General features: G+C 70.9%; 19 protein-coding genes. 12 read left to right on the top strand and 7 right to left on the bottom strand.

Going from position 1 to position 22,059, the window contains the following annotated elements; genetic code table 11:
- The first annotated feature begins 46 nt into the window (after positions 1-46).
- From IEZ27_RS29270 to IEZ27_RS29260, 3 genes are read left to right on the top strand one after another with little or no spacing between them, the layout of a single operon-like run.
- Positions 47-1,060 (top strand): ABC transporter permease, encoded by a 1,014-nt coding sequence (locus tag IEZ27_RS29270; RefSeq protein ID WP_189650185.1) that lies wholly within the window; start codon positions 47-49, stop codon positions 1,058-1,060.
- On the top strand, positions 1,057-2,085 hold the full coding sequence (locus IEZ27_RS29265) for an ABC transporter ATP-binding protein (protein ID WP_125642588.1): 1,029 nt from the start codon (positions 1,057-1,059) through the stop codon (positions 2,083-2,085). Before IEZ27_RS29270 ends, IEZ27_RS29265 begins: the two co-directional genes overlap by 4 nt.
- Entirely contained in the window at positions 2,082-3,113 is a 1,032-nt protein-coding gene (locus IEZ27_RS29260) for an ABC transporter ATP-binding protein (RefSeq protein ID WP_185845037.1), read from the top strand. The genes IEZ27_RS29265 and IEZ27_RS29260 overlap by 4 nt, the downstream gene beginning before the upstream one ends.
- A gap of 36 nt (positions 3,114-3,149) precedes the next feature.
- On the opposite strand, the gene IEZ27_RS29255 is transcribed toward IEZ27_RS29260, so the two are convergent.
- The 3 genes from IEZ27_RS29255 to IEZ27_RS29245 form a co-directional block, all read right to left on the bottom strand.
- A complete protein-coding gene (locus tag IEZ27_RS29255; protein WP_125642594.1) occupies positions 3,150-3,833 on the bottom strand; it encodes a response regulator in 684 nt (227 codons plus the stop codon).
- Positions 3,830-5,005 carry a sensor histidine kinase gene (locus IEZ27_RS29250; protein WP_189650184.1) on the bottom strand — a complete coding sequence of 392 codons (1,176 nt, stop codon included), beginning with the start codon at positions 5,003-5,005 and terminating at the stop codon, positions 3,830-3,832. The genes IEZ27_RS29255 and IEZ27_RS29250 overlap by 4 nt, the downstream gene beginning before the upstream one ends.
- Positions 5,006-5,078: 73 nt before the next feature.
- On the bottom strand, positions 5,079-5,939 hold the full coding sequence (locus tag IEZ27_RS29245; protein WP_189650183.1) for a RecB family exonuclease: 861 nt from the start codon (positions 5,937-5,939) through the stop codon (positions 5,079-5,081).
- 116 nt (positions 5,940-6,055) lie between these two features.
- Between IEZ27_RS29245 and IEZ27_RS29240 the strand changes: the two genes are divergently transcribed.
- The gene (locus IEZ27_RS29240; RefSeq protein WP_229824447.1) at positions 6,056-7,192 is read left to right on the top strand and encodes a site-2 protease family protein; all 1,137 of its coding nucleotides are present in this window, start codon (positions 6,056-6,058) and stop codon (positions 7,190-7,192) included.
- Between the two features lie 317 nt (positions 7,193-7,509).
- Positions 7,510-9,024: an FHA domain-containing protein gene (locus IEZ27_RS29235; protein ID WP_189650182.1), complete on the top strand. Its 1,515-nt coding sequence runs from the start codon at positions 7,510-7,512 to the stop codon at positions 9,022-9,024.
- Positions 9,025-9,243: 219 nt separating this feature from the next.
- On the opposite strand, the gene IEZ27_RS29230 is transcribed toward IEZ27_RS29235, so the two are convergent.
- Together IEZ27_RS29230 and IEZ27_RS29225 are read right to left on the bottom strand one after the other, a co-directional pair.
- Positions 9,244-9,741 carry a hypothetical protein gene (locus tag IEZ27_RS29230; RefSeq protein WP_189650181.1) on the bottom strand — a complete coding sequence of 166 codons (498 nt, stop codon included), beginning with the start codon at positions 9,739-9,741 and terminating at the stop codon, positions 9,244-9,246.
- Between the two features lie 183 nt (positions 9,742-9,924).
- The gene (locus IEZ27_RS29225) at positions 9,925-11,016 is read right to left on the bottom strand and encodes a GNAT family N-acetyltransferase (protein WP_189650180.1); all 1,092 of its coding nucleotides are present in this window, start codon (positions 11,014-11,016) and stop codon (positions 9,925-9,927) included.
- 55 nt (positions 11,017-11,071) lie between these two features.
- On the opposite strand from IEZ27_RS29225, the gene IEZ27_RS29220 reads away from it, so the two are divergent.
- From IEZ27_RS29220 to dop, 6 genes are all read left to right on the top strand, one after another.
- Positions 11,072-11,923: a tRNA (adenine-N1)-methyltransferase gene (locus tag IEZ27_RS29220; protein WP_125642614.1), complete on the top strand. Its 852-nt coding sequence runs from the start codon at positions 11,072-11,074 to the stop codon at positions 11,921-11,923.
- A gap of 194 nt (positions 11,924-12,117) precedes the next feature.
- Positions 12,118-13,890: a proteasome ATPase gene (arc, locus tag IEZ27_RS29215; protein WP_221762511.1), complete on the top strand. Its 1,773-nt coding sequence runs from the start codon at positions 12,118-12,120 to the stop codon at positions 13,888-13,890.
- A gap of 172 nt (positions 13,891-14,062) precedes the next feature.
- The gene (gene hypF, locus IEZ27_RS29210; protein ID WP_229824446.1) at positions 14,063-16,321 is read left to right on the top strand and encodes a carbamoyltransferase HypF; all 2,259 of its coding nucleotides are present in this window, start codon (positions 14,063-14,065) and stop codon (positions 16,319-16,321) included.
- A 77-nt stretch (positions 16,322-16,398) separates the two neighbouring features.
- Entirely contained in the window at positions 16,399-17,418 is a 1,020-nt protein-coding gene (locus IEZ27_RS29205; protein WP_189650178.1) for a pyridoxal-phosphate dependent enzyme, read from the top strand.
- Positions 17,419-17,485: 67 nt separating this feature from the next.
- A complete protein-coding gene (locus IEZ27_RS29200) occupies positions 17,486-18,565 on the top strand; it encodes an acyltransferase family protein (protein ID WP_229824445.1) in 1,080 nt (359 codons plus the stop codon).
- An 86-nt stretch (positions 18,566-18,651) separates the two neighbouring features.
- The gene (dop, locus tag IEZ27_RS29195) at positions 18,652-20,166 is read left to right on the top strand and encodes a depupylase/deamidase Dop (protein WP_308427312.1); all 1,515 of its coding nucleotides are present in this window, start codon (positions 18,652-18,654) and stop codon (positions 20,164-20,166) included.
- Positions 20,167-20,185: 19 nt separating this feature from the next.
- Here the strand turns inward: dop and IEZ27_RS29190 are convergent, their stop codons facing one another.
- Positions 20,186-20,590, bottom strand: a complete 405-nt coding sequence (locus IEZ27_RS29190) for a hypothetical protein (RefSeq protein ID WP_189650176.1) — start codon at positions 20,588-20,590, stop codon at positions 20,186-20,188.
- Between the two features lie 148 nt (positions 20,591-20,738).
- Here IEZ27_RS29190 and IEZ27_RS29185 point away from each other — a divergent pair, with 148 nt between their 5' ends.
- Complete coding sequence (locus IEZ27_RS29185; protein WP_020547596.1) at positions 20,739-20,948, top strand: ubiquitin-like protein Pup; 210 nt, start codon at positions 20,739-20,741, stop codon at positions 20,946-20,948.
- 71 nt (positions 20,949-21,019) lie between these two features.
- Here IEZ27_RS29185 and IEZ27_RS29180 read toward each other — a convergent pair whose 3' ends face one another.
- Entirely contained in the window at positions 21,020-22,057 is a 1,038-nt protein-coding gene (locus IEZ27_RS29180) for a DNA polymerase IV (RefSeq protein ID WP_189650175.1), read from the bottom strand.
- Between the last annotated feature and the right edge of the window lie 2 nt (positions 22,058-22,059).

Below are 22,059 nucleotides of genomic sequence, written 5' to 3'. Positions count from 1 at the left end.
CTTCGGCGGCCGGGCCCACAAGGCCCGGCCGCCATGGCCGAGATCAGTGTTCACATACATTCTCAGACGGTTGATAGCGGCCGTCATGCTGCTCTTCGTGGTGAGCATCGCGACGTTCGCCATCTTCTTCCTCGTGCCTCGGCTCGCTGGGATGTCCGCTGACGACCTGGCCTCCCGGTACGTGGGCAAGGCGGCCAACGCCGAGGTGATCCACGACACGGCTCTGCGCCTGGGCTTCTACGACCCGATCCTGGTCCAGTACGGCCGCTTCGTGCAGGGCATCTTCGTCGGCGTCGACCGCAACTACGGCCCCGGCATCGAGCACTGCCCGGCGCCCTGCTTCGGCTACAGCTACGTCACCCAGAACCCGGTCCTGCCCGACCTGCTCAACCGCCTGCCGATCACGTTGTCGCTGGCGCTCGGCGCGGCAGTCGTCTGGGTCATCTTCGGTGTGGCCACCGGCGTGTTGTCGGCGCTGCGCCGCGGCAGCTTCTTCGACCGCCTGTCCATGGGCATCGCCCTGGCCGGCGTCTCGCTGCCGATCTTCTTCACCGGCATCGTCTCCCTGGCCATCTTCCGCGACCAGCTAGGGCTGGTCGGCGACGTGGCCGACTGGGTGCCGATCAGCGAAGACCCGCTCACCTGGGCCAACAACCTCATGCTGCCCTGGGTGACGCTCGCCTTCCTGTACGCCGCCGGCTACGCCCGGCTCACCCGGGCGGGCATGCTGGAGACCATGTCGGAGGACTACATCCGCACGGCCAGGGCCAAGGGCCTGGCGGAGCGGAAGGTGGTGCTCAAACACGGGCTGAGGGCCACGCTCACCCCCGTGCTCACCATGTTCGGTCTCGACCTGGGGTTGCTGCTCGGCGGCGCCGTCCTGACCGAGAGCACCTTCTCGCTGCCCGGCATCGGCAAGTACGCCGTCGACGCCATCAGCAACAACGACCTTCCCCAGGTGATGGGCGTCACGATCGTCGCGGCGGCCTTCATCATCCTGGCCAACCTGATCGTCGACCTGCTCTACGCGGTCGTTGACCCGAGAGTGAGGCTGGCGTGAGTCCCTTTCTCGACGTCAAGGACCTGAAGATCCACTTCCCGACCGACGACGGCCTGGTCAGGTCGGTCGACGGGCTCACCTTCAGCCTCGAACGCGGCAAGACGCTCGGCATCGTCGGCGAGTCCGGCTCGGGCAAGTCGGTGACCAGCCTCGGCATCCTCGGCCTGCACAAGGGCAAGGGCGCCAACGTCTCGGGCGAGATCTGGCTCGACGGCGAGGAGCTCGTCGGCGCCTCCCAGGAGCACGTACGCGGGCTGCGCGGCAAGAAGATGGCGATGATCTTCCAGGATCCGCTGTCGGCGATGCACCCGTTCTACACGGTCGGCGACCAGATCATCGAGGCGTACCGGATCCACCACAAGGTGTCCAAGGCCGTCGCCAAGAAGCACGCCATCGACATGCTGGGCCGCGTGGGCATCCCCGAGCCGCGCAGCCGCGTCGACTCCTACCCGCACGAGTTCTCCGGCGGCATGCGCCAGCGCGCCATGATCGCCATGGCTCTGTCGTGCGACCCCGAACTGCTCATCGCCGACGAGCCGACCACCGCGCTCGACGTGACCGTGCAGGCCCAGATCCTCGACCTCATGGTCGACCTGCAGCGCGAGTTCAACTCCGCGCTGATCATCATCACCCACGACCTGGGCGTGGTGGCCGAGCTGTCCGACGACATCCTGGTCATGTACGGCGGCAAGTGCATCGAGTTCGGCACGGCCGACGACATCTTCTACCGTCCCGAGCACCCCTACACATGGGGTCTACTGGGATCGATGCCCCGCCTCGACCGTGAGCCCACCGAACGGCTGATGCCGATCAAGGGTTCACCGCCCTCGCTCATCAACGTGCCTCCGGGCTGCGCCTTCCACCCCCGCTGCCCCTACGTCGAGCGCACCGCGGGCAAGGCGAAGAGCGAGGTGCCCGGCCTGATCGAGACCGAGGGCGGCCACCTGGTGCGCTGCCACATGAGCAGGACGGAGCGGCGGGAGCTGTGGGAGAACGAGATCAAGCCAGTGCTGGAGAACCAGTGAGCGAGACGGTGACCGCGAACGAGCCGCTTCTTTCCGTCCAGGGGCTGGAGAAGCACTTCCCTGTGACGAAGGGCCTGCTCAAGCGGCAGGTCGGCGCCGTCAAGGCGGTCGACGGGGTCAGCTTCGACGTCTTCAAGGGCGAGACGCTCGGCCTGGTGGGCGAGTCCGGCTGCGGCAAGTCCACCACCGGCCGCCTGGTCACCCGGCTCCTGGAGCCGACCGGCGGCAAGGTCGTGTTCGAGGGCCAGGACATCACGCACATGGGGCAGGGCAGGCTCAGGCCGCTCCGCCGCGACATGCAGATGATCTTCCAGGACCCGTTCTCGTCGCTGAACCCGCGCCACACCGTGGGCACCATCGTCGGCGCGCCGTTCCGCATCCAGGGCGTGCAGACCGAGAACGGTGTCAAGAAGGCGGTCCAGGACATCCTCGCCCTGGTCGGGCTCAACCCCGAGCACTACAACCGCTACCCGCACGAGTTCTCCGGCGGCCAGCGGCAGCGCATCGGCATCGCCCGTACGCTCGCGCTCAAGCCCAAGCTCATCATCGCCGACGAGCCGGTCTCCGCCCTCGACGTGTCCATCCAGGCCCAGGTCGTCAACCTGCTGGAAGACCTGCAGAACGAGCTCGACCTGACCTACGTCGTGATCGCCCACGACCTGTCGGTGGTGCGCCACATCAGCGACCGGGTCGCGGTCATGTACCTGGGCAAGATCGTCGAGATCGCCGACCGCAAGAGCCTCTACAGCTCGCCGATGCACCCCTACACCAACGCCCTGCTGTCGGCCGTGCCTGTGCCCGACCCCAAGGCGCGCAAGGAACGCGAGCGCATCAGGCTCACCGGCGACGTGCCGAGCCCGCTCAACCCGCCGCCCGCCTGCCGCTTCCACACCCGCTGCTGGAAGGCGCAGGAGATCTGCAAGACGGTCGAGCCGCCCCTGGAGACGGTGGCCGGCGGCCACCGCGTGGCCTGCCACTTCCCGGAGAACGCGCCCGCCGCCGCGACCGCCGCGGTCACGCAGGCCTGAGGCTCCCGGCCGCCGCCCTCCTGCCGGGGCGGCGGCTCAGGACAGCGCGCCCGGCGTGATCAGCCCGGTCTCGTACGCCAGCACCACGGCCTGCACCCGGTCGCGCAGCCCCAGCTTGGTCAGCACGTTGCCCACGTGCGTCTTGACCGTCGTCTCGCTCACCACGAGCTTGGCCGCGATCTCCGCGTTGGACATGCCCTTGGCGATCAGCCGCAGCACCTCCAGCTCCCGCTCGGTCAGCCGGTCGAGGCGGGCCGGCGTGGCCTGCTCGTAGGGCGAGGGCAGCCGCTTGGCGAACCGGTCGAGCAGCCGCCTGGTGACGCTCGGCGCCACGATCGCGTCGCCGGCCGCCACCACCCGGATCGCCTGCACCAGCTCGTCGGGCGGCACGTCCTTCAGCAGGAACCCCGAAGCCCCCGCCCGCAGCGCCTCCACGATGTACTCGTCGAGGTCGAACGTGGTCAGCACCAGCACCTTCGGCACGTGCGCCGTGGGCGCGGCCTCCCGCACGATCCTGCGGGTCGCCTCGATGCCGTCGACTCCGGGCATGCGGACGTCCATGAGCACGACGTCGGGCAGCAGCGCCCTGGTCTGCTCCATCGCGGCCTTGCCGTCGCCGGCCTGGCCGACCACGGTGATGTCGGACTCGGCCTCCAGAATCAGGCGGAATCCCGTGCGCAGCAGCGGTTGGTCGTCCACCAGCAGCACTCTGATCGTCATTGGCCGTCCTTCAACGGGAACTTCGCCCGCACCTCGAAACCGCCCCCCGGTCGCGGACCGATGTTCAGAATTCCACCATAGAGTGCGACCCGCTCGCGAATGCCGACCAGCCCGTGGCCCGTCCGGTCGGGCGCCGGGGTCGCGCCCTTGCCGTCGTCCTCGACGCGTACGTCGAGGCCGGTGGGCGCGTGGCAGACCGTGACCACCGCCTCGGCCCCCGCTCCGGCGTGCCGCAGGCTGTTCGTCAGCCCCTCCTGGACCAGCCGGTAGGCGGCCAGGTCGATCCCGGCGGGCAGCGGCCGCGGCTCGCCCTCCACCCGCAGCCGCGTGGGCAGCCCCGCCTCGCGCATCTGCTCCACCAGGCCGGGCAGATCGCCCACGCCGGGCTGCGGCCCCAGCTCGGCCCGCGCGTCGGTACGCAGCACGCCCACGATGTTGCGCATCTCCGTCATGGCCAGCCGCCCGGTGTTCTCGATCGCCGACAGCGCCTCACGCGCCAGGTCGGGATCGGAGGCCAGCACCCGCCGCGCCGCGGCCGCCTGCACCGTCATCACGCTCACGTGGTGGGCCACGACGTCGTGCAGCTCGCGGGCGATGCGCGAACGCTCCTCGGCCCGCGCGGCCCGTGTGTCGGCCGCGTGCGCCCGTTCCAGCCTGGCCGCCCGGTCGCGCAGCTCCTCCAGGTACGCCCGCCGCAGCCGCAGGCTCCTGCCCGCCCCCCAGACGGCGCTCAGCACCACGACCGCCACCACGTGCCCGCTGGGCCCCGGCAGCGTCACCGGTCCCGCCAGCGCCCCCACCAGGTACGTCAGCAGCGAGACGATGAGCCCGCCCAGGGCCACCGCCAGCCCCCGGTTGGAGGCCACCGAGTACAGCAGCACCAGGCCGGAGACGCCGGACACACCCGACCCGTAGCCGAAGGCGGTCAGCAGCGTCTCGGGCACCAGGCCCGCGCACAGCGCCGCCAGCGGCCAGCGCCTGCGTACTGCGACCGGCGCGGCGGCCAGCACCAGCAGCGCGGCCCCGAGCGCGTCGGGCGCGCGCATGCCCTCGGGAACCAGCTCCGGCGTCTCCAGGCTCTCGGGCCCGTAGAGCAGGAAGAGCGTCACCGAGGCCGCGGCCACCACCACGGCCAGGACCGTGTCGTGGAACAGGGTTCGGTCGATCCGCACCGCTTCACTGTAGGCCCAGGTGAGAGCCTGGAACCTCCTCCCTCGGGAGGATAAGGAACGGCCTGCCGGAGGGCTACAGCTCGTCGGTGGCCGCGCGCCGGTTGCTGCGCACCGTGTCGCCGGCCTGACGGTCGGGCACCGGCGGCGGGGTGCCGCCGAACTCTGGGCACAGCGCCTGGTGGTCGCACCAGTCGCACAGGCGGCTGCGGCGCGCCCGCCACTCACCCGTCTCCAGCGCCCGCTCGATCGCCGTCCACAGGGCCATCACCTTGCGCTCGGTGGCCAGCAGGTCGGCCTCGTCGGGGGCGTAGCGCAGCACCTCGCCGCGCCCGCCCAGGTAGACCAGCTGGAGCAGCCGGGGCACCTCCCCGCGCAGCCGCCACAACACCAGCGCGTAGAACTTCATCTGGAACAGCGCCTTGGCCTCGAAGTCGGGGCCGGGCGCGCTGCCCGTCTTGTAGTCGACCACCCGGACCTCGCCGGTCGGCGCGACGTCGAGCCGGTCGACGTAGCCCCGCAACATCAGGCCGCCGTCGAGCACCGCCTGCACGTAGAGCTCGCGCTCGGCCGGCTCCAGCCGGGTCGGGTCCTCCAGCGTGAAGTAGCGCTCCAGCATGCCCTGCGCCTGCGCCAGCCACTCGGCCTGCTCGGCGTCGTCGGCGAACATCCGCGAATACTGCGCGTCCTCCTCCAGCAGCCGCTGCCACTGGGGCTCCAGCAGCTCCAGCGCCGCCTGCACCGAGCGGCGCGGCGCCGGGAGGTCGTAGAGCCGCTCCAGCACCGCGTGGACCACGGTGCCGCGCACGGCCGCGGGGGAGGGTTTCTCGGGCAGCTGGTCGATGACCCGGAACCGGTAGAGCAGGGGGCAGGTCATGAAATCGCCTGCCCGGGACGGGGAGAGAGCTCCGATGATCACCGGTTCGGTCAACGTCATGCACCGCACTCTAGGTCAAGCCCCCGACAGAATAACTCTCTCGGGGACGAGGAACACGTGATCGGGCGCGTAGCATCGAGGCAGCAACAGCACGTAATGGACGTACGAGGAGTGCGGTGAGCGAGCAGAGCCCGCGTCAGGAGTTCCCCGGCCTTCGGATGGGGCGGCCCTTCGGGATCCCGGTGTACGTCTCGTGGACGTGGTTCATCGTCGCGGCCTTCATCACCGTCATGTTCGGCCCCCGGATGCGCGACATGCTGCCCGAGCTGGACAACACCGTCGCCTACGCGGTCGCCTTCGTCTTCGCCGTGCTGCTCTACGTCTCGGTGCTGCTGCACGAGCTGGCCCACAGCGTGCTGGCCAAGGCGTTCGGTCTGCCGGTGCGCCGGATCACCCTCTACTTCCTCGGCGGCGTCTCGGAGATCGAGAAGGAGCCGCCCACGCCGGGCAAGGAGTTCCTGGTCGCCGCGGCCGGGCCGGCGTTGTCGCTCGGCCTTGCGGGGCTCGGCCTGCTCGCCGACACATACCTGATCAACGACGGTGGCATCGCCGAGGTGCTCATCTGGCAGCTCTGGGTGGCCAACCTCATCGTCGGCGTGTTCAACCTGCTGCCCGGGCTGCCGCTCGACGGCGGCCGGATGTTGCGCGCCGGGGTGTGGAAGCTGACCAGGAACCCCGGCTCCGGCACCGTCGTGGCCGCCTGGGGCGGCCGGGTGCTGGCCGTGCTCCTCGTCGTCCTGCCGTTCGCGACGTCGATGGCGAGCGGGCAGGAGTTCGACCCCGTCGAGCTGCTGTGGCCGGTGGTGCTGGCCTCCTTCATCTGGATGGGCGCCACGCAGTCGCTGCGCGTGGCCCGCATCCGCGCCCGCATCCCGCAGGTCAACGCGCGGGCCCTGGCCCGCAGGGCGATCCCGGTCGCGGCCGAGACGCCGCTGGCCGAGGCGCTGCGCCAGGCCACCGAACGCCGGGCGGGCGCCCTGGTGGTGGTCGACCACGAGGGACGGCCGGTCGCGATCGTCAACGAGGCCGCCGTCCAGGCCACCCCCGAGCACCGCCGCCCGTGGGTGGACGTGGGCTCGCTGGCCAAGGCGATCGAACCGACCACGGTGCTCCCCGCCGACCTGGTGGGCGAGCCGCTCATCGACGCCATGCGCTCGGCCCCGGCGGGGGAGTACCTGCTGGTGGAGCACGGCGGCGAGATCTACGGCGTGCTCGCCACCGCCGACGTCAACCGCGTCTTCAGCGGCGTCTGACATGATCGGCGCGTCAGCGGCTAGGGTCTTGTCCGGCCACTTCCCGTAGCCCGGCGATTTCGATGCCAGGACGGCTGGCCGATAGTGTTCTGTTTGGCCAAACTTGCACACTTGAAGGGTTCGTCGTGGTCCGCCGGTTCACCGAATCGAGACGACTCGGCCGCGACACCGGCTCGTGGTCTGGGTATGCGTATGGCTGGTGGCCGGCACGGCAGTGCGGGTGCCGTGACATCGCCGGTTTCCGGGGAGGAGAATTGAGTGACCGAGCGCAGCGAGGGCACCGATGAGCGCAGCACGGTCGTCATGAGGGAGGGCGCATGAGCGGCCAGGGCTTCGGAGTGGTGCGTCCCCTTCCTGGGAACGGGCTGGTCGCCTACGTGGGCGGGCTGCTGCTGGTGTGCGACGCGGGCGAGGCGGCCGCCGACGGCCTGCTGGAGGCGCTGCGCGAGACGGCCGCCTCCGGCGGCGACGGCCGGGCCCTGGCCCGCCGCGCGGCGCAGGTGCTGGCCGCCAACATGGCGGGCGACCCGGCCACCTGCGCGGTCGCCGGTCCCGTGGGCGCCGGCGTGGCCGTGCTGGTCAGCGGCTCGGCGGCGGCCTCCGTCAGCACCTCGGGCGGCGAGACGCGCCTGGCCGGCAGCGACTCGCTGACCTGGGCCGACCGGCTGATCAGCGGCCCGGTCGAACGCGTCGAGCTCACCCTGCCCGGCGCCGGCAGCCCGCACCCGGCGGTCGGCTTCGACGGCGGCGTCGTCCACGGCGGCGGCCTGATCGGCGACCTCACCGACCAGCCGTTCCAGGCCCGTCCCCAGGGGCAGGCGCCCGCCCAGTCCAGACCGCTCACCAGCGAGATGCCCAACACGGCCCTGCACATGGAGCCCGACCTGGCCCCGCCGCCGGAGCGGCCGGTCGAGCGGCCTCCCTACCCGCTGGCCGACCAGCCGCCGCTCGTCCAGGGCACGTCCTCGGGCCCGCAGGGCGGCCTCCCGCACTCCGGCGCCCATCCCGGCCCGCCGCCGCTGGAGCAGCCGCCGTTCGGCCAGGAGCAGCCCCCGTTCGGGCACGAACAGCCGCCCTACGGCCACGAGCAGCCGCCCTTCGGGCACGAACAGCCTCCGTTCGGGCACGATTCGCAGCCGCCCTACCTCCCGCCGCACGAGCAGCCCCACCCCGAGCCCCAGCAGCAGTTCCCGTCCTACGACGAGCTGCCGCCGCCCGGCAACGGCATGGCCGACCAGCAGCAGCACATGGGCCCGCCCGACCACTTCGACCAGCCGGCCCCGCCCGTGCTCGGCCCGCCGGAGCACTTCGACCACCCGGGTCCGCCGCCGCAGCAGGAGCAGGGCGACCACGGCGACCGCCCGCTGGTCTACGGCGTCGACTGCAAGAACGACCACTTCAACGACCCCAGGGTGCCCTACTGCGCCGTCTGCGGCATCGCGCTGGTGCAGCGGACGCTGGTGCCGTACAAGGGGCCGCGGCCCTCGCTCGGGGTGCTCATCCTCGACGACGGCACGGCGCTGCCGCTGGAGAGCGACTACCTGCTGGGCCGTGACCCGGAGCGCGCGCCCGAGGTGGCGGGCGGCTCGGCGCGGCCCGCCAAGGTCACCAGCCCCGACGGCTCGGTCTCCCGCCGCCACCTGCGGGTGGCCCTCGACGGCTGGGACGTCAACCTGGTCGACCTGGGCTCGGTCAACGGCACCCAGATCCAGCCGCCCGGCGATCCGAACTTCTACGACATCCCGCCCAACGAGCCGGTCACCATCGCCCCCGGCACGACGGTCCGCGTCGGCGTCTCGCGCACCCTGCGCTTCGAGGCCCACCGCGGCTGACCCCCTTCCCGAAGCCCGCACCCCCTTTCCGGAGGGAGTGCGGGCTTTTACGGAAAGCGCTTCCAGCCGCCCTGGCAGAAATCCCGCATTAAATTCCCTGCCCGCCCCGACTTCACGACGAAAAGGGAAATGTCATCTTTAATGCATGACGTTTCCGGAAAAATTCGGATCGGCAATCACGGCCCCGCGCAACCTCGGATCCGGGCAGTCCCGAAAAGGTCAGCGGGACCGGAACGAACGTACGCCGCGCAGCAGCCGTACGGCCGCCTCCAGCCCGCCCGCCCCCTCCAGCGCCCGCCCGCCCGCCGTGGCGAACCGGCTCAGCAGGTGCTCGTCCCCCTCCTCGAACCCCCGCCCGGCCACCCACAGGAACGGATGGTCCCGCGCCCACGCCGGCACGGGTACGGCCAGGAAGCCCGGCTCGTCCATGGCGTCGTCGGGCGCCAGCCGTACGGCCTCGTCCGCGGCGGCCAGCTCCTTCAGCACCCCGGACCCGGTCAGCCACGGCCGCACCCGCAGCGGGTCCCCGGGCGGCGCGTGCATGTGGACCGGACGGGCGTCCCGCCGCAGCGCGTCCACGTGCACGAACCCCGCGTAGGCGGTGCCCGCCACGGCGGCCGCGGCGCGCGCCAGCCGTTCGATCACGTCCGCGACTTCCAGGCAGGAGAACGCGGTGATGAGTTCGCGCATGGCGATATCGACACGGTTGTTTGGCATCGGGGTGATTCCCTGCTGGAGGGGGTGAGATCGCGCGGCTCGATCACGCGAAACTCCGAGCGGTGCCCCGGAGTATCACCCTCGATGCGGCCTTTGACTACCCCTTCAGAGGAAATTGCGATTTTTCCGTATTTCGGGTGCCGTCCTGGTCCGGTCCCTTACGACGGCCTTAGGGCGAGAGCCTTATGACGGGCGCAGGCGTACCCACTCGATGTCGTCCGCCCGGGTGCCGTCCGGCTTCGGGAACAGCTCCCGGTGCAGGCTCTCCCTGCTGAATCCGGCCCGCTCCAGCACCGCGTGCGAGGCCGCGTTGTCCACGTCGGTGCCCGCCACGATCCGGTGCAGGGCCGTACGCGCGAACGCCCAGTCGACCAGCAGCCGCACCGCCCGCGTCATGAACCCCCTGCCGCGGAAGCCCGGCACCAGCGAGTAGCCGATCATCGCCTGCCCGAGCACGGGGACGACCTGCATGAGCTGCAAATGTCCGGCGAAGTCGCCGGTCGCGGCGTCCCTGACCGCCAGCTCGATCCGCTGCCCGGTGGCCCACCAGTAGCCGGTGCGGCGGCAGCGCCGCTCGTCCTCCTCCAAGGAGGCGGGCGGGGTCAGGGAGTAGGCCGTCACGCTCGGATCGCCCATCATCCGGTTGTAGGCCGGGGCGTCGTCCGCCGTGAGCGGCGCCAGCCGCACCACGCCGTCGCTCAGCTCGCCGCCGTCGAAGAAGGGCAGGTACGGCTCGTCGGCCTGCGCCGGCTCCCCGGCGATCCTGGCGAAGGCCACCAGGTCGACCCAGCGCCCGTCACGCGCCCGCTTCGCCTGACGCCGCCGCCCCTCCTCAAGGAACCCGGCCTTGAGCGCGACCCTCAGACCGGCCACGTTCTCCACCTCGGTCTGCAACTCCACCCGGTGCACGCCCTGGTCGGCCAGCCAGTCGCCGACCGCCCTCGCCGCCCGGCTCGCCACGCCCCTGCCGCGCGCCCACGGCGCCACCACGTAGCCCATCTCGACCACGCCCCAGCGGGTGGGCGGCCGGACGCCGATCGAGCCGCAGTAGCGGCCGTCCTCGATGATCGCCCATTCCGCGCCGCCCGAGCGCCATTTGTCCTCGGCGAGCTTGAGGTAGTCGTACGCGTCCTCCAGCCGGTACGGGGCCGGCAGCAGCGGCAGATACCGGGCGGTGACCGGGTCGTCGAACGCCCGCACGATCGACTCGGCGTCGCCGTCGGCGGGGGTTCGCAGGATCAGGGGGCCGGTGGAGATCACGTCGCGCGGGAGCATCCCCCATAGATACCGTGCGTCCGGAGGCACGAGAAACCCATATAACCTTGCCGCCATGGGTTTCCGCAGGCATGGGCCGTTCCAGGCAGGGGATCAGGTGCAGCTCACCGACCCCAAGAACAAGCGCCACACGATCACGCTCAAGCAGGACGGCGTCTTCCACACACACAAGGGCGCCATCCCGCACAGCGATCTGATCGGGCAGCCTGAAGGCTCGGTCGTGCGTTCCTCCGGCGGCACCGCCTACCTCGCCTTCCGCCACCTCCTGCAGGACTACACCCTGGCGATGCCGCGCGGCGCGGCCGTGATCTACCCCAAGGACGCCTCGATGATCGTCGGCATGGCCGACGTCTTCCCCGGCGCCCGGGTGATCGAGGCCGGGGTCGGCTCCGGCGCCCTGACCTGCTTCCTGCTGCGCGCCGTCGGCCCCGAGGGCCACGTGACCTCCTACGAGCGCCGCGAGGAGTTCGCCGAGGTGGCCCGCAAGAACGTGGAGAAGTTCTTCGGCGGCCCCATGGACGACAACTGGCGCCTGGTCCTCGGCGACCTGGTCTCCTCGATCGACGAGGCCGACGTCGACCGCGTCATCCTCGACATGCTCGCCCCCTGGGAGTGCGTCGACGCCGCCGCCAAGGCCCTCACGCCGGGCGGCGTCATCTGCTGCTACGTCGCCACCACCACCCAGATGTCCAAGACGGTGGAGGCCATTCGCGATCACGGGTGTTTCACCGAGCCTCATGCGTGGGAGACCCTGGTTCGCGACTGGCATGTCGAAGGGCTCGCGGTTCGTCCCGATCACCGGATGATCGGCCACACCGGTTTCCTCGTCAGCGCCCGCCGCATGGCAGACGGAGTGACGCCGCCACCGCGACGCCGCCGACCGAAGGGAACCACCGAGGAACTATGACAATTTGGCCACGAGGGTGCGTTGGTGCGTAACACGGGAACAGATCGCCGTGTTCATATGCTGGGAGTATTAAACGCACCATTGGGGATAATTCACCGAACACTGAATGTCACTCGACGAACACTGCCCGGCCAGGTTACGGAGGGGCCCGAGATAGGTAAGGTCCTTAGTAGTCGCCCTCGACTGGGAAGGAGGTGACGGGCGTGGCAGCTCGCGATGATGCTGAGGCTCGAGCCGCGCAGCGCGAACGGGAGGTCGCTGATCTTTCAACACAGGTCTCCTTCCTCCAGGAGGAGATCACCGCGCTGAGGCGGAAGCTGGCCGAGTCACCCCGTCAGGCCAGGGTCCTCGAAGAACGTCTCCACGAGGCACAGGCGAATCTCGCGGCCGTGACCGGCCAGAACGAGCGCCTGGTGGCAACACTCAAGGAGGCCAGGGACCAGATCGTCGCTCTCAAGGAGGAGGTCGACCGGCTGGCGCAGCCGCCGTCGGGCTTCGGCACCTTCCTTGAGGCCCGAGAAGACGGCACGATCGAGGTGTTCACCGGAGGGCGCAAGCTCCGCGTGAACGTCAGCCCCGCCGTCGACGTCGACTCGCTGAGCCGTGGCCAGGAGGTCATGCTCAACGAGGCACTCAACGTGGTCGAGGCGCTCGGCTACGAAGAGGTCGGCGAGATCGTCATGCTCAAGGAGCTGCTGGACGAGGGCAAGCGGGCCCTGGTCATCTCGCACGCCGACGAAGAGCGCGTCGTGCGACTGGCCGACTCGCTGGTCGGCCAGCCCATCAGGGCCGGCGACTCGCTCCTGCTCGAACCCCGCTCCGGCTACGTCTACGAGCGCATACCCAAGTCCGAAGTCGAAGAGCTCGTCCTCGAGGAGGTCCCCGACATCTCCTACGAGGAGATCGGCGGGCTCATGCGGCAGATCGAGCAGATCAGGGACGCCATCGAGCTGCCCTACCTGCACGCCGACCTGTTCCGCGAGCACAAGCTCCGTCCCCCGAAGGGCGTGCTGCTCTACGGCCCGCCCGGCTGCGGCAAGACGCTCATCGCCAAGGCGGTCGCCAACTCCCTGGCCAAGCAGGTCGCGGAGAAGACCGGCCAGTCCGGCAAGAGCTTCTTCCTCAACATCAAGGGCCCCGAGCTGCTCAACAAGTACGTCGGCGAGACCGAGCGGCACATCCGCCTGGTCTTCCAGCGGGCCCGCGAGAAGGCCTCCGAGGGCACCCCGGTGATCGTGTTCTTCGACGAGATGGACTCGATCTTCCGCACCCGAGGCTCGGGCGTGTCCTCCGACGTGGAGAACACCATCGTCCCTCAGCTCCTGTCGGAGATCGACGGCGTCGAGGGCCTGGAGAACGTCATCGTGATCGGCGCCTCCAACCGCGAGGACATGATCGACCCCGCGATCCTGCGGCCCGGCCGCCTGGACGTGAAGATCAAGATCGAGCGGCCCGACGCCGAGGCGGCCAAGGACATCTTCTCCAAGTACCTGCTGGCCGAGCTCCCCCTGCACCCCGACGATCTGTCCGAGCACGGCGACTCTCGCGAGGCGACCATCCACGGCATGATCCAGAGTGTGGTCGAGCGCATGTACACCGAGAGCGAGGAGAACCGCTTCCTCGAGGTGACCTACGCCAACGGTGACAAGGAAGTGCTCTACTTCAAGGACTTCAACTCCGGCGCGATGATCCAGAACATCGTCGACCGGGGCAAGAAGATGGCCATCAAGCAGTTCCTGGAGAGCGGACAGAAGGGCCTTCGGGTCCAGCACCTGCTCACCGCCTGCGTCGATGAGTTCTCCGAGAACGAAGACCTGCCCAACACCACCAACCCCGACGACTGGGCCCGCATCTCCGGCAAGAAGGGCGAGCGGATCGTCTACATCCGCACGCTGGTCTCCGGCAAGCAGGGCACCGAAGCCGGCCGTTCGATCGACACGGTCGCCAACACCGGCCAATACCTGTAGCGGAACCACCTGGAAAGGGCCGCGCGGCCGTCCGCGCGGCCCTTTCCATGTCCGCCCCCGCCCGCCCCCGCCCGATCCCGGCCGCTCCGGGGCGGGGCGTCCGCGCCGGAAGGGCCCGCGACACGCGCCATACGGCATGCAAGGTGCCCCGATGAGGCGCACACTGGGGCCTGTGACAGTCTGCAAACGGGTGGACGTGCACGTCGAAGGCGTCGTCCAGGGGGTGGGCTTCCGCCCCTTCGTGTATTCGCTGGCCAACAGGCTCGGCCTGGCCGGGCGGGTGCGCAACGACGTCGACGGGGTGTTCATCGAGGTCGAGGGCGCCTTGGCCGGGGTCGAGGAGTTCCTGACCGCGCTGGAGCGCGACGCGCCCGCCCTGTCGGAGATCGAGAGCGTCACCGTCGTCAGCGGCGAGCCCGCCGGTCACAGCGGCTTCACCATCACCGCCGGCGACCCGGCCGGCCCGCGCCGCACCCTCGTCTCGGCCGACACCGCCACCTGCGACGACTGCCTGCGCGAGCTGGCCGACCCGGCCGGCCGCCGCCACCGCTACCCGTTCATCGCCTGCGCCAACTGCGGGCCGCGTTTCACGATCGTGCGCGGCGTCCCCTACGACCGGCTGCTGACGACCATGGCCGGGTTCGCGATGTGCGCCGCCTGCGCGACCGAGTACCACGATCCCGCGGACCGCCGTTTCCGCGCCGAGCCCATCTGCTGCCCCGCCTGCGGCCCGGACCTGCGCCTGCTGGACGCCCGCGGCGCCGACCTGTGCGGCGACCCGATCGCCGGCTGCGCCACCCTGCTGCGGGCCGGCCGCGTCGTCGCCGTCAAGGGCCTGGGCGGCTTCCACCTGGCCGTGGCCGCCGCCCACGCGGAGGCCGCCGCCGCCCTGCGGGCCCGTAAGCACCGGGCGGAGAAGCCGTTCGCCGTCATGGTCGCGGGCCTCGACCAGGCCCGCCGGCTGTGCGCGGTCGACGAGCAGGCCGCCGCGCTGCTCACCGGCCGCGCCCGGCCGATCGTGCTGCTGCCCCGGCTGCCGGACGCGCCCGTCGCCGCGGCGGTCGCGCCCGGCCGCCGCGATCTCGGCCTGATGTTGCCGTACACGCCGCTGCACCACCTGCTGCTCGGGGAGCTGGCCGAGCCCATGGTGCTGACCGGCGGCAACGTCGGCGACGAGCCCATCGCCCACGAGGACGCCGACGCGGTCACCCGGCTCGGCGGCATCGCCGACGCCTTCCTCGTGCACGACCGGGCCGTCCACGTCCGTACCGACGACTCGGTGCTGCGCCCGTGGTCCGGCGGCCACACCGTGCTGCGCCGGGCGCGCGGCCACGCGCCCGAGCCGCTCACGCTGCGCCGGCCAGCGCCCCGCCCGGTGCTGGCCTGCGGCGCCGAGCTGAGCGGCACCTTCTGCCTGGTACGCGGCCGGCGCGCCTTCCTGTCCCAGCACATCGGCGACCTGGACGACCACGACACGCTGCGCTCCTTCGTCGAGGGCATCGACCACTTCTGCGGCCTGTTCGACATCCGGCCCGAGGTCGTCGCCCACGACCTCGACCCCGCCTACCTGTCCACCCGGCACGCCCTGGAGCTGACCGGCGTCGAACTCGTCGGCGTCCAGCACCACCACGCCCACATCGCCTCCTGCCTGGCCGACAACGGCGAGACGGGCCCGGTGATCGGCGTGGCCCTCGACGCGCCCGGCCGCGGCCTCGACGGCACGCTGTGGGGCGGGGAGTTCCTGCGCGCCGACCTGACCTCCTGCCACCGGCTCGGCCACCTGGCTCTGGTGCCCATGCCCGGCGGCGCCGCCGCGACCCGCCAGCCGTGGCGCATGGCCGCCGCCTACCTGCGCGACGAGCACCCCGGCCTGGACGTGGTCCGCCGCAACGCCGCCCACTGGCCCGACGCGCTCGCCCTGGCCCGCGCCGGGGTCGACGCCCCCATGACCTCCAGCGCGGGCCCCCTGTTCGACGCCGTCTCGGCGCTGCTCGGCATCCGGGACACGATCACGTACGAGGGGCAGGCGGCCGCCGAGCTCGAACAACGTGCCGACCCGTACGAGACCGGCTCCTACGCCGCCACCATCACCGAGGGCGACCTGCTCGTCGTGCACGCCGCCGACCTCGTACGGGCCGCCGCCGCCGACGTCGCGGCCGGGACCGGCACCGGCACGATCGCGGGCCGCTTCCACAACGGCGTGGCCGACGCCGTCGTACGCTGCTGCGTCATGCTCAGGGACGACACCGGCCTGAACACCACGGCGCTGTCGGGCGGTGTCTTCCAGAACGCGCTGCTGCTCGAACGGACCGTCGAACGCCTGCGCGCGGCCGGTTTCCGGGTGCTCACCCACACCCGGGTGCCGCCCGGCGACGGCGGCGTCAGTCTCGGCCAGGCCGCCGTCGCCGCCGCCCGCGACCGCCCGTCCTGAACGCTGGGGGGAACACCGCACGACGGCGACGGCCCCGGCAGCCGGGGACGGCGGCCGGCCCGGCCTAGCATGCGATCATGCACTTCTTCAACCCCGGCCGCACGCCCTACACCCAGCGCGACCGCGAGCTGATCGGCGCCGAGCACGCCCGCCGCGCCCGCGCCCACTTCGCCCGCCACCCGGCCTACCGGCCCACCCCGGTGCACACCCTGACCGGTCTGGGCGGAGCGGGCATCGTGCACGTCAAGGACGAGAGCGGGCGCATGGGCCTGGGCAGCTTCAAGGCGCTCGGCGGGGCCTACGCCGTGCACCGGCTGTCCGAACGGGACGGCGGCGGCACCACGTACGTGTGCGCGAGCGCCGGCAACCACGGCATCTCGGTCGCGGCCGGGGCCCGGGAGCTCGGCGCGCGCTGTGTCGTCTACCTCAGCCACGGCGTCCCCGAGCCGTTCGCGCACCGGCTGCGCGCTCTGGACGCCGAGGTGCGCCGCGAGGGCGACGACTACGACGCCAGCCTCGCCGCCGCGCTGCACGCCTCGCAGGAGCACGCTTGGCGCCTGGTCGCCGACACCTCCTGGGAGGGTTACACCGACATCCCCCTGGACGTGATGCGCGGCTACACCGTCCTGTTCGACGAGATCGAGATCCCGCCCACCCATCTGTTCGTCCAGGCCGGGGTGGGCGGGCTGGCGGCCGCGGCGGCCGGGTACGCCCGCGACCGGTGGGGCGAGCGGCCGACGGTCGTCGTGGTCGAGCCCGAGGGCGCCCCCTGCCTGCTGGAGAGCGCCCGCGCGGGCGAGCCCGTGCACGCGACCGGCGCCCCCACCCGCCTGGGCAGGCTCGACTGCCTCGAACCGTCCCTGCTCGCCTTCGACCTGCTGCGCCGCCAGGCCGACCTGTTCGTCACCGTCGCCGACGAGCAGGCCGCCGAGGCCGCGGCCCTGCTCGCGGGGGAGGGCGTGGCGCTGTCGGAGTGCGGCGCGGCGGGGGCCGCGGGGCTGCTCGCCCTCGACCCGGGCACCCGCGAGGCGATCGCCCTCGGCCCGGCCGCGCGCGTGTTGCTCGTGGGAACGGAGGGACCTGTGGAACCAAAGTGATCAGCAGGTCGTCAAAAAGGGCGTGCACCAAGCTAACCGGCCAAAGCATGCTCGGGGAGACGGCCGGTTGGCCGAACTCGACCTTCTGCGTTTCGTCGCCGCCCTGGCGGTCGTCGCCTTCCACTACCTGGTGGCCTTCGCCTCGGTCTGGGGAGCCCGGCCCGCGGCGCTGTTCCCCCCGCTCGCCCCCATCGCCGGGCTGGGCATCCTCGGCGTCGAACTGTTCTTCGTCATCAGCGGGTTCGTCATCCTCATGACGGTCTGGGGGAGGGGGCTGGGGGCGTTCGCCCGGTCGCGGCTGGTGCGGCTGTACCCGGCGTACTGGCTGAGCCTGGGCGCCGTCGCGGCCCTGTACGGATTGACCGGCGCCACCGCGCTGGACCCAAAACTTTCACCAGGCCAGTACCTGGTGAACGCCACCATGTTCCAGCGGCTGTTCAAGGTGGCCGACGCCAGCGGCGTCTACTGGTCGCTGTGGGCCGAGCTGCGTTTCTACCTGCTGATCGCGATCCTGGTGATCGTGGGCGTCACGTACGGGCGGGTGCTGGTCTTCTCGGGCGTCTGGCTGGCCGCCGCGCTGGCCGCCAGGATGATCGAGAACGACCTGCTGAACGAGATCCTCATGCCCGACTACGCCCCTTATTTCGTCGCCGGCATGGCCCTGTATCTCATCCACCGCAACCGCAAGGCCCTGCTCCCGTGGCTGTACGTCGCCGCCGGGTACGCCATGGCCATCCCCGCCGCGCAGGACCGCGTACACCGCCGCATCGACGCCGCCGGGTTCAAGAACATGCCGGTCACCGACACCAGCGTGGTCGTCACCATCACCCTGATCTTCATCGCCATGGCCCTGGTCGCCCTCGGCCTGATCAGGCTCAAACCGTCCAGGACGCTCACCGCGCTCGGGGCCACCACTTACCCGCTTTACCTCTTCCATGGGGTCACCGCGGCGGCGCTCATCCCGTTGCTCACCGGCGACCTGCCCCCCTGGGCGGTGGCCCTGGTCACGACCGTGGCGGCCGTCGTGTTGTCGTATCTGATCTACTCCTTTGCCGAACGGCCGATCCAGCGACTACTCAAGCCCCGCAGATCCCCGCAAACCACAACAAGCTCCGCCGTACAGGTTGAAAAGGCGTCGGTGCCATAACTCTGTGGCCTCGGGGCACTGTGAAGGGCATAGGCTCGGGCATATAAACGGCGGATAGGCAGATCCGGACGAACAGAGGGTGTTGCATGACGGTGCGTCGGGTGATGGGCATCGAGACCGAATACGGCATCTCCGTACCAGGTCAGCCAGGCGCCAACGCGATGGTGACCTCCTCCCAGGTCGTGAACGCCTACCTGGCCGCCTCGGCGGCCCGCGCGCGCCGAGCGCGCTGGGACTTCGAGGAGGAGAACCCGCTCCGCGACGCGCGCGGCTTCGACCTGGCCCGCGAGGTCGCCGACCCCAGTCAGCTCACCGACGAGGACCTCGGGCTGGCCAACGTCATCCTCACCAACGGGGCCAGGCTCTACGTCGACCACGCCCACCCCGAGTACTCCTCGCCGGAGTGCACCAACCCGCGGGCGGCGGTCATCTGGGACAAGGCCGGCGAGCGCGTGATGTACGACGCGGCCACCCGCGCCTCGGCGATCCCGTCCAACGCGCCCATCCAGCTCTACAAGAACAACACCGACGCCAAGGGCGCCTCCTACGGCTGCCACGAGAACTACCTGATGCGGCGGGCCACGCCGTTCGCCGACATCGTCCGGCACCTGACGCCGTTCTTCGTCTCCCGGCAGGTCGTCGTCGGCGCGGGCAAGGTCGGCATCGGCCAGGACTCCCGCGGCGAGGGTTTCCAGATCAGCCAGCGCGCCGACTTCTTCGAGGTCGAGGTCGGCCTGGAGACCACGCTCAAGCGGCCCATCATCAACACCCGCGACGAGCCGCACGCCGACCCGGAGAAGTACCGCCGGCTGCACGTGATCATCGGCGACGCCAACATGTCGGAGATCTCCACCTACCTCAAGCTCGGCTCCACCGCGCTCGTCCTGGCCATGATCGAGGAGGGCTTCCTGACCCGCGACCTGGCCGTGGAGAACCCCGTCCAGGCGCTGCGGGCGGTCAGCCACGACCCGACCTGCCGGTACGAGATCTCGATGCGCGACGGCCGCAAGCTCACCGCCGTCCAGCTCCAGATGGAGTACCTGGAGCAGGCCCGCAAGTACGTCGAGGAGCGCGGCACCGCCCAGGACGAGATGAACAAGGACGTCCTCGACCGCTGGGAGTCCGTGCTCACCCGCCTGGCCGAGGACCCGATGCAGCTCTCGCGCGAACTGGACTGGGTCGCCAAGCTGGAGCTCCTGGAGGGCTACCGCACCCGTGACAGCCTGCCCTGGTCCCACCCGAGGCTGCAGCTCGTCGATCTCCAGTACTCCGACATCCGCCCCGACCGCGGTCTGTACAACCGGCTCGTGGCGCGCGGGCGCATGCAGCGCCTGATCAGCGAGGAGGAGGTCGAGCGCGCGGTCGAGCAGCCGCCCACCGACACCCGCGCCTACTTCCGCGGGCGCTGCCTGAGCCAGTACAGCGAGTCGGTGGCCGCCGCCTCCTGGGACTCGGTGATCTTCGACATCCCCGGCCGGGAGTCCCTGCAGCGTGTGCCCACACTCGAACCGCTGCGCGGCACCAAGGCCCACGTCGGCGAGCTCTTCGACCGCTGCCACACCGCGGCCGACCTGGTCGCCGCGCTGACCGGCGGGGAGTAGACCGGGCCCCGCGAGGGGCTCACAGCAGGCCGATCCCCAGCGTCAGCGTGCCCGCCGCCAGCGACGCGCCGCCCGCCGCGGTGAGCCAGATCAGCCTGTTCGGCTTCGTGTCGCGCGGGCGCAGCACCGACAGGAAGAAACCCAGTGGCATCAGGATGGGCGCGGCCACGATGAGGATCCGCGTCAACGCCCTCACGCCTTCAGACAGGCTCGCCTGGTCCACGTACAACATCGCGACCAGGCTGAACAGGACCAGTACGCCCGCGTGCGCGTGCCCGGCCCGCCACAGGCCCCTGCGGACGGGGTTGTCCAGATAGCCCGGCTCGTTGCGCATGAGGAAACGCAGCAGGGTCACGCCACCGAACGCGATCGTCGGGACTGTGATGAGGAGCACACCTGCCGTGGTCAGCGAAGAAGGTGACATGTCGGGATCTCCTTGTGGGTAGGTGGATCCATTATTGGATAGGAGAGCTATCCAGTCAAGCAGGCAAGATCGCAGGGTGTTCGACGCGAAATGTCGCCCGGTTCGGGGAAGATATGCCTAGAGGCAGTCCCCCAAGCGGAGGTAGGACATGGCAACCAAGGACACCGGCGGGCAGAAGCAGACCGGTCGGCGTGAGACCGAAGTTGAGGAGACCGAGGCCTCGGCGGCGCCGGACGTGCAGGAGCGACAGGAGAAGCTCACTGACGATGTCGACGCGATCCTGGACGAAATCGACGAAGTTCTCGAAGAGAACGCAGAGGAATTTGTGCGTTCGTACGTGCAAAAGGGTGGAGAGTAGGGCCAGTCAGGCTTTGTCCTCGCCGCTCTGACCAAGGGGAAGGCATGAGCCCCGGCCGGGAAGGCCGGGGCTCACGCCTCAGGTGGGGTGTATTCGACCGCCACCCCGAGCAGCCTGACCGGACGATCGAGGTCGAAACGGCCGAGCACGGCGAGCGCCGCCTCGGTCAGCACCCGCGCGTCGGCCGTGGCCACGGGGAGCGTGGACTGCCGGGTGCGCGTCAGGAACGGGGTGAAGCGCACCTTGACCGTCACCCGTGCGCACAGACGGCCCGCCGCGGCCGCGTCGGAGGCGACCTGCCCGGCGAGCTCGGCCACCTGGGCGGCGACGGCGTCGCGATCGGTGAGATCACGGGCGAACGTGGTCTCGCGGCTGTGGCCGCGGGCGACCCAGGGAGTGGTGACCACCTCGGCCTCGCCCCTGCCGAGCGCCAGATAGTGGTACCAGGGCCCGTTGACCGGCCCGAAGGCGCGGGCCAGCTCGGCCGGATCGGCGGCGGCCAGGTCGGCGACCGTGCGCAGGCCCAGCCCGGCGAGCTTCTTCGCGGTACGGGCGCCGATGCCCCACAGCGCGTCGGTCGGCCGGTCGTTCATCACCTCGGCCCAGTTCTCGCCGGTCAGGCGGAAGATCCCGCCGGGTTTGGCGAACGCCGAGGCCAGCTTGGCCTGGTGCTTGTTGTCGCCGATGCCGACGGAACAGCTCAGCGCGGTGCGGTCCAGCACGGCCGCCCGCAGGCCGGCGGCCAGCGCCTCGGGGTCGTCCACGGTCGCGCCGACGAAGGCCTCGTCCCAGCCCCAGACCTCGACGAGCACCGGCAGTTCGCGCAGCACGGCCATGACACGCTCGGAGGCGGCCTCGTAGGCGGGCGGGTCGCTGGGCAGGAAGACGGCGTCGGGGCAGCGCCGCAGCGCGGTGCGCAGCGGCATGCCGGAGTGGACGCCGTGCTCGCGGGCCTCGTACGTGGCGGTGGCGGCGACCGTGCGGGGCGCGGTCGGGTCTCCCGAGCCGCCCACGACGACGGGCCTGCCGCGCAGCTCGGGATGGCGCAGCAGTTCGACGGCGGCGATGAACTGGTCGAGGTCGACGTGCAGGATCCAGGACCTGGCCATGG

The organism is Nonomuraea spiralis, from assembly GCF_014648435.1.
GTDB lineage: Bacteria > Actinomycetota > Actinomycetes > Streptosporangiales > Streptosporangiaceae > Nonomuraea > Nonomuraea spiralis.
This window is presented reverse-complemented; position numbering and strand designations above follow the sequence as displayed.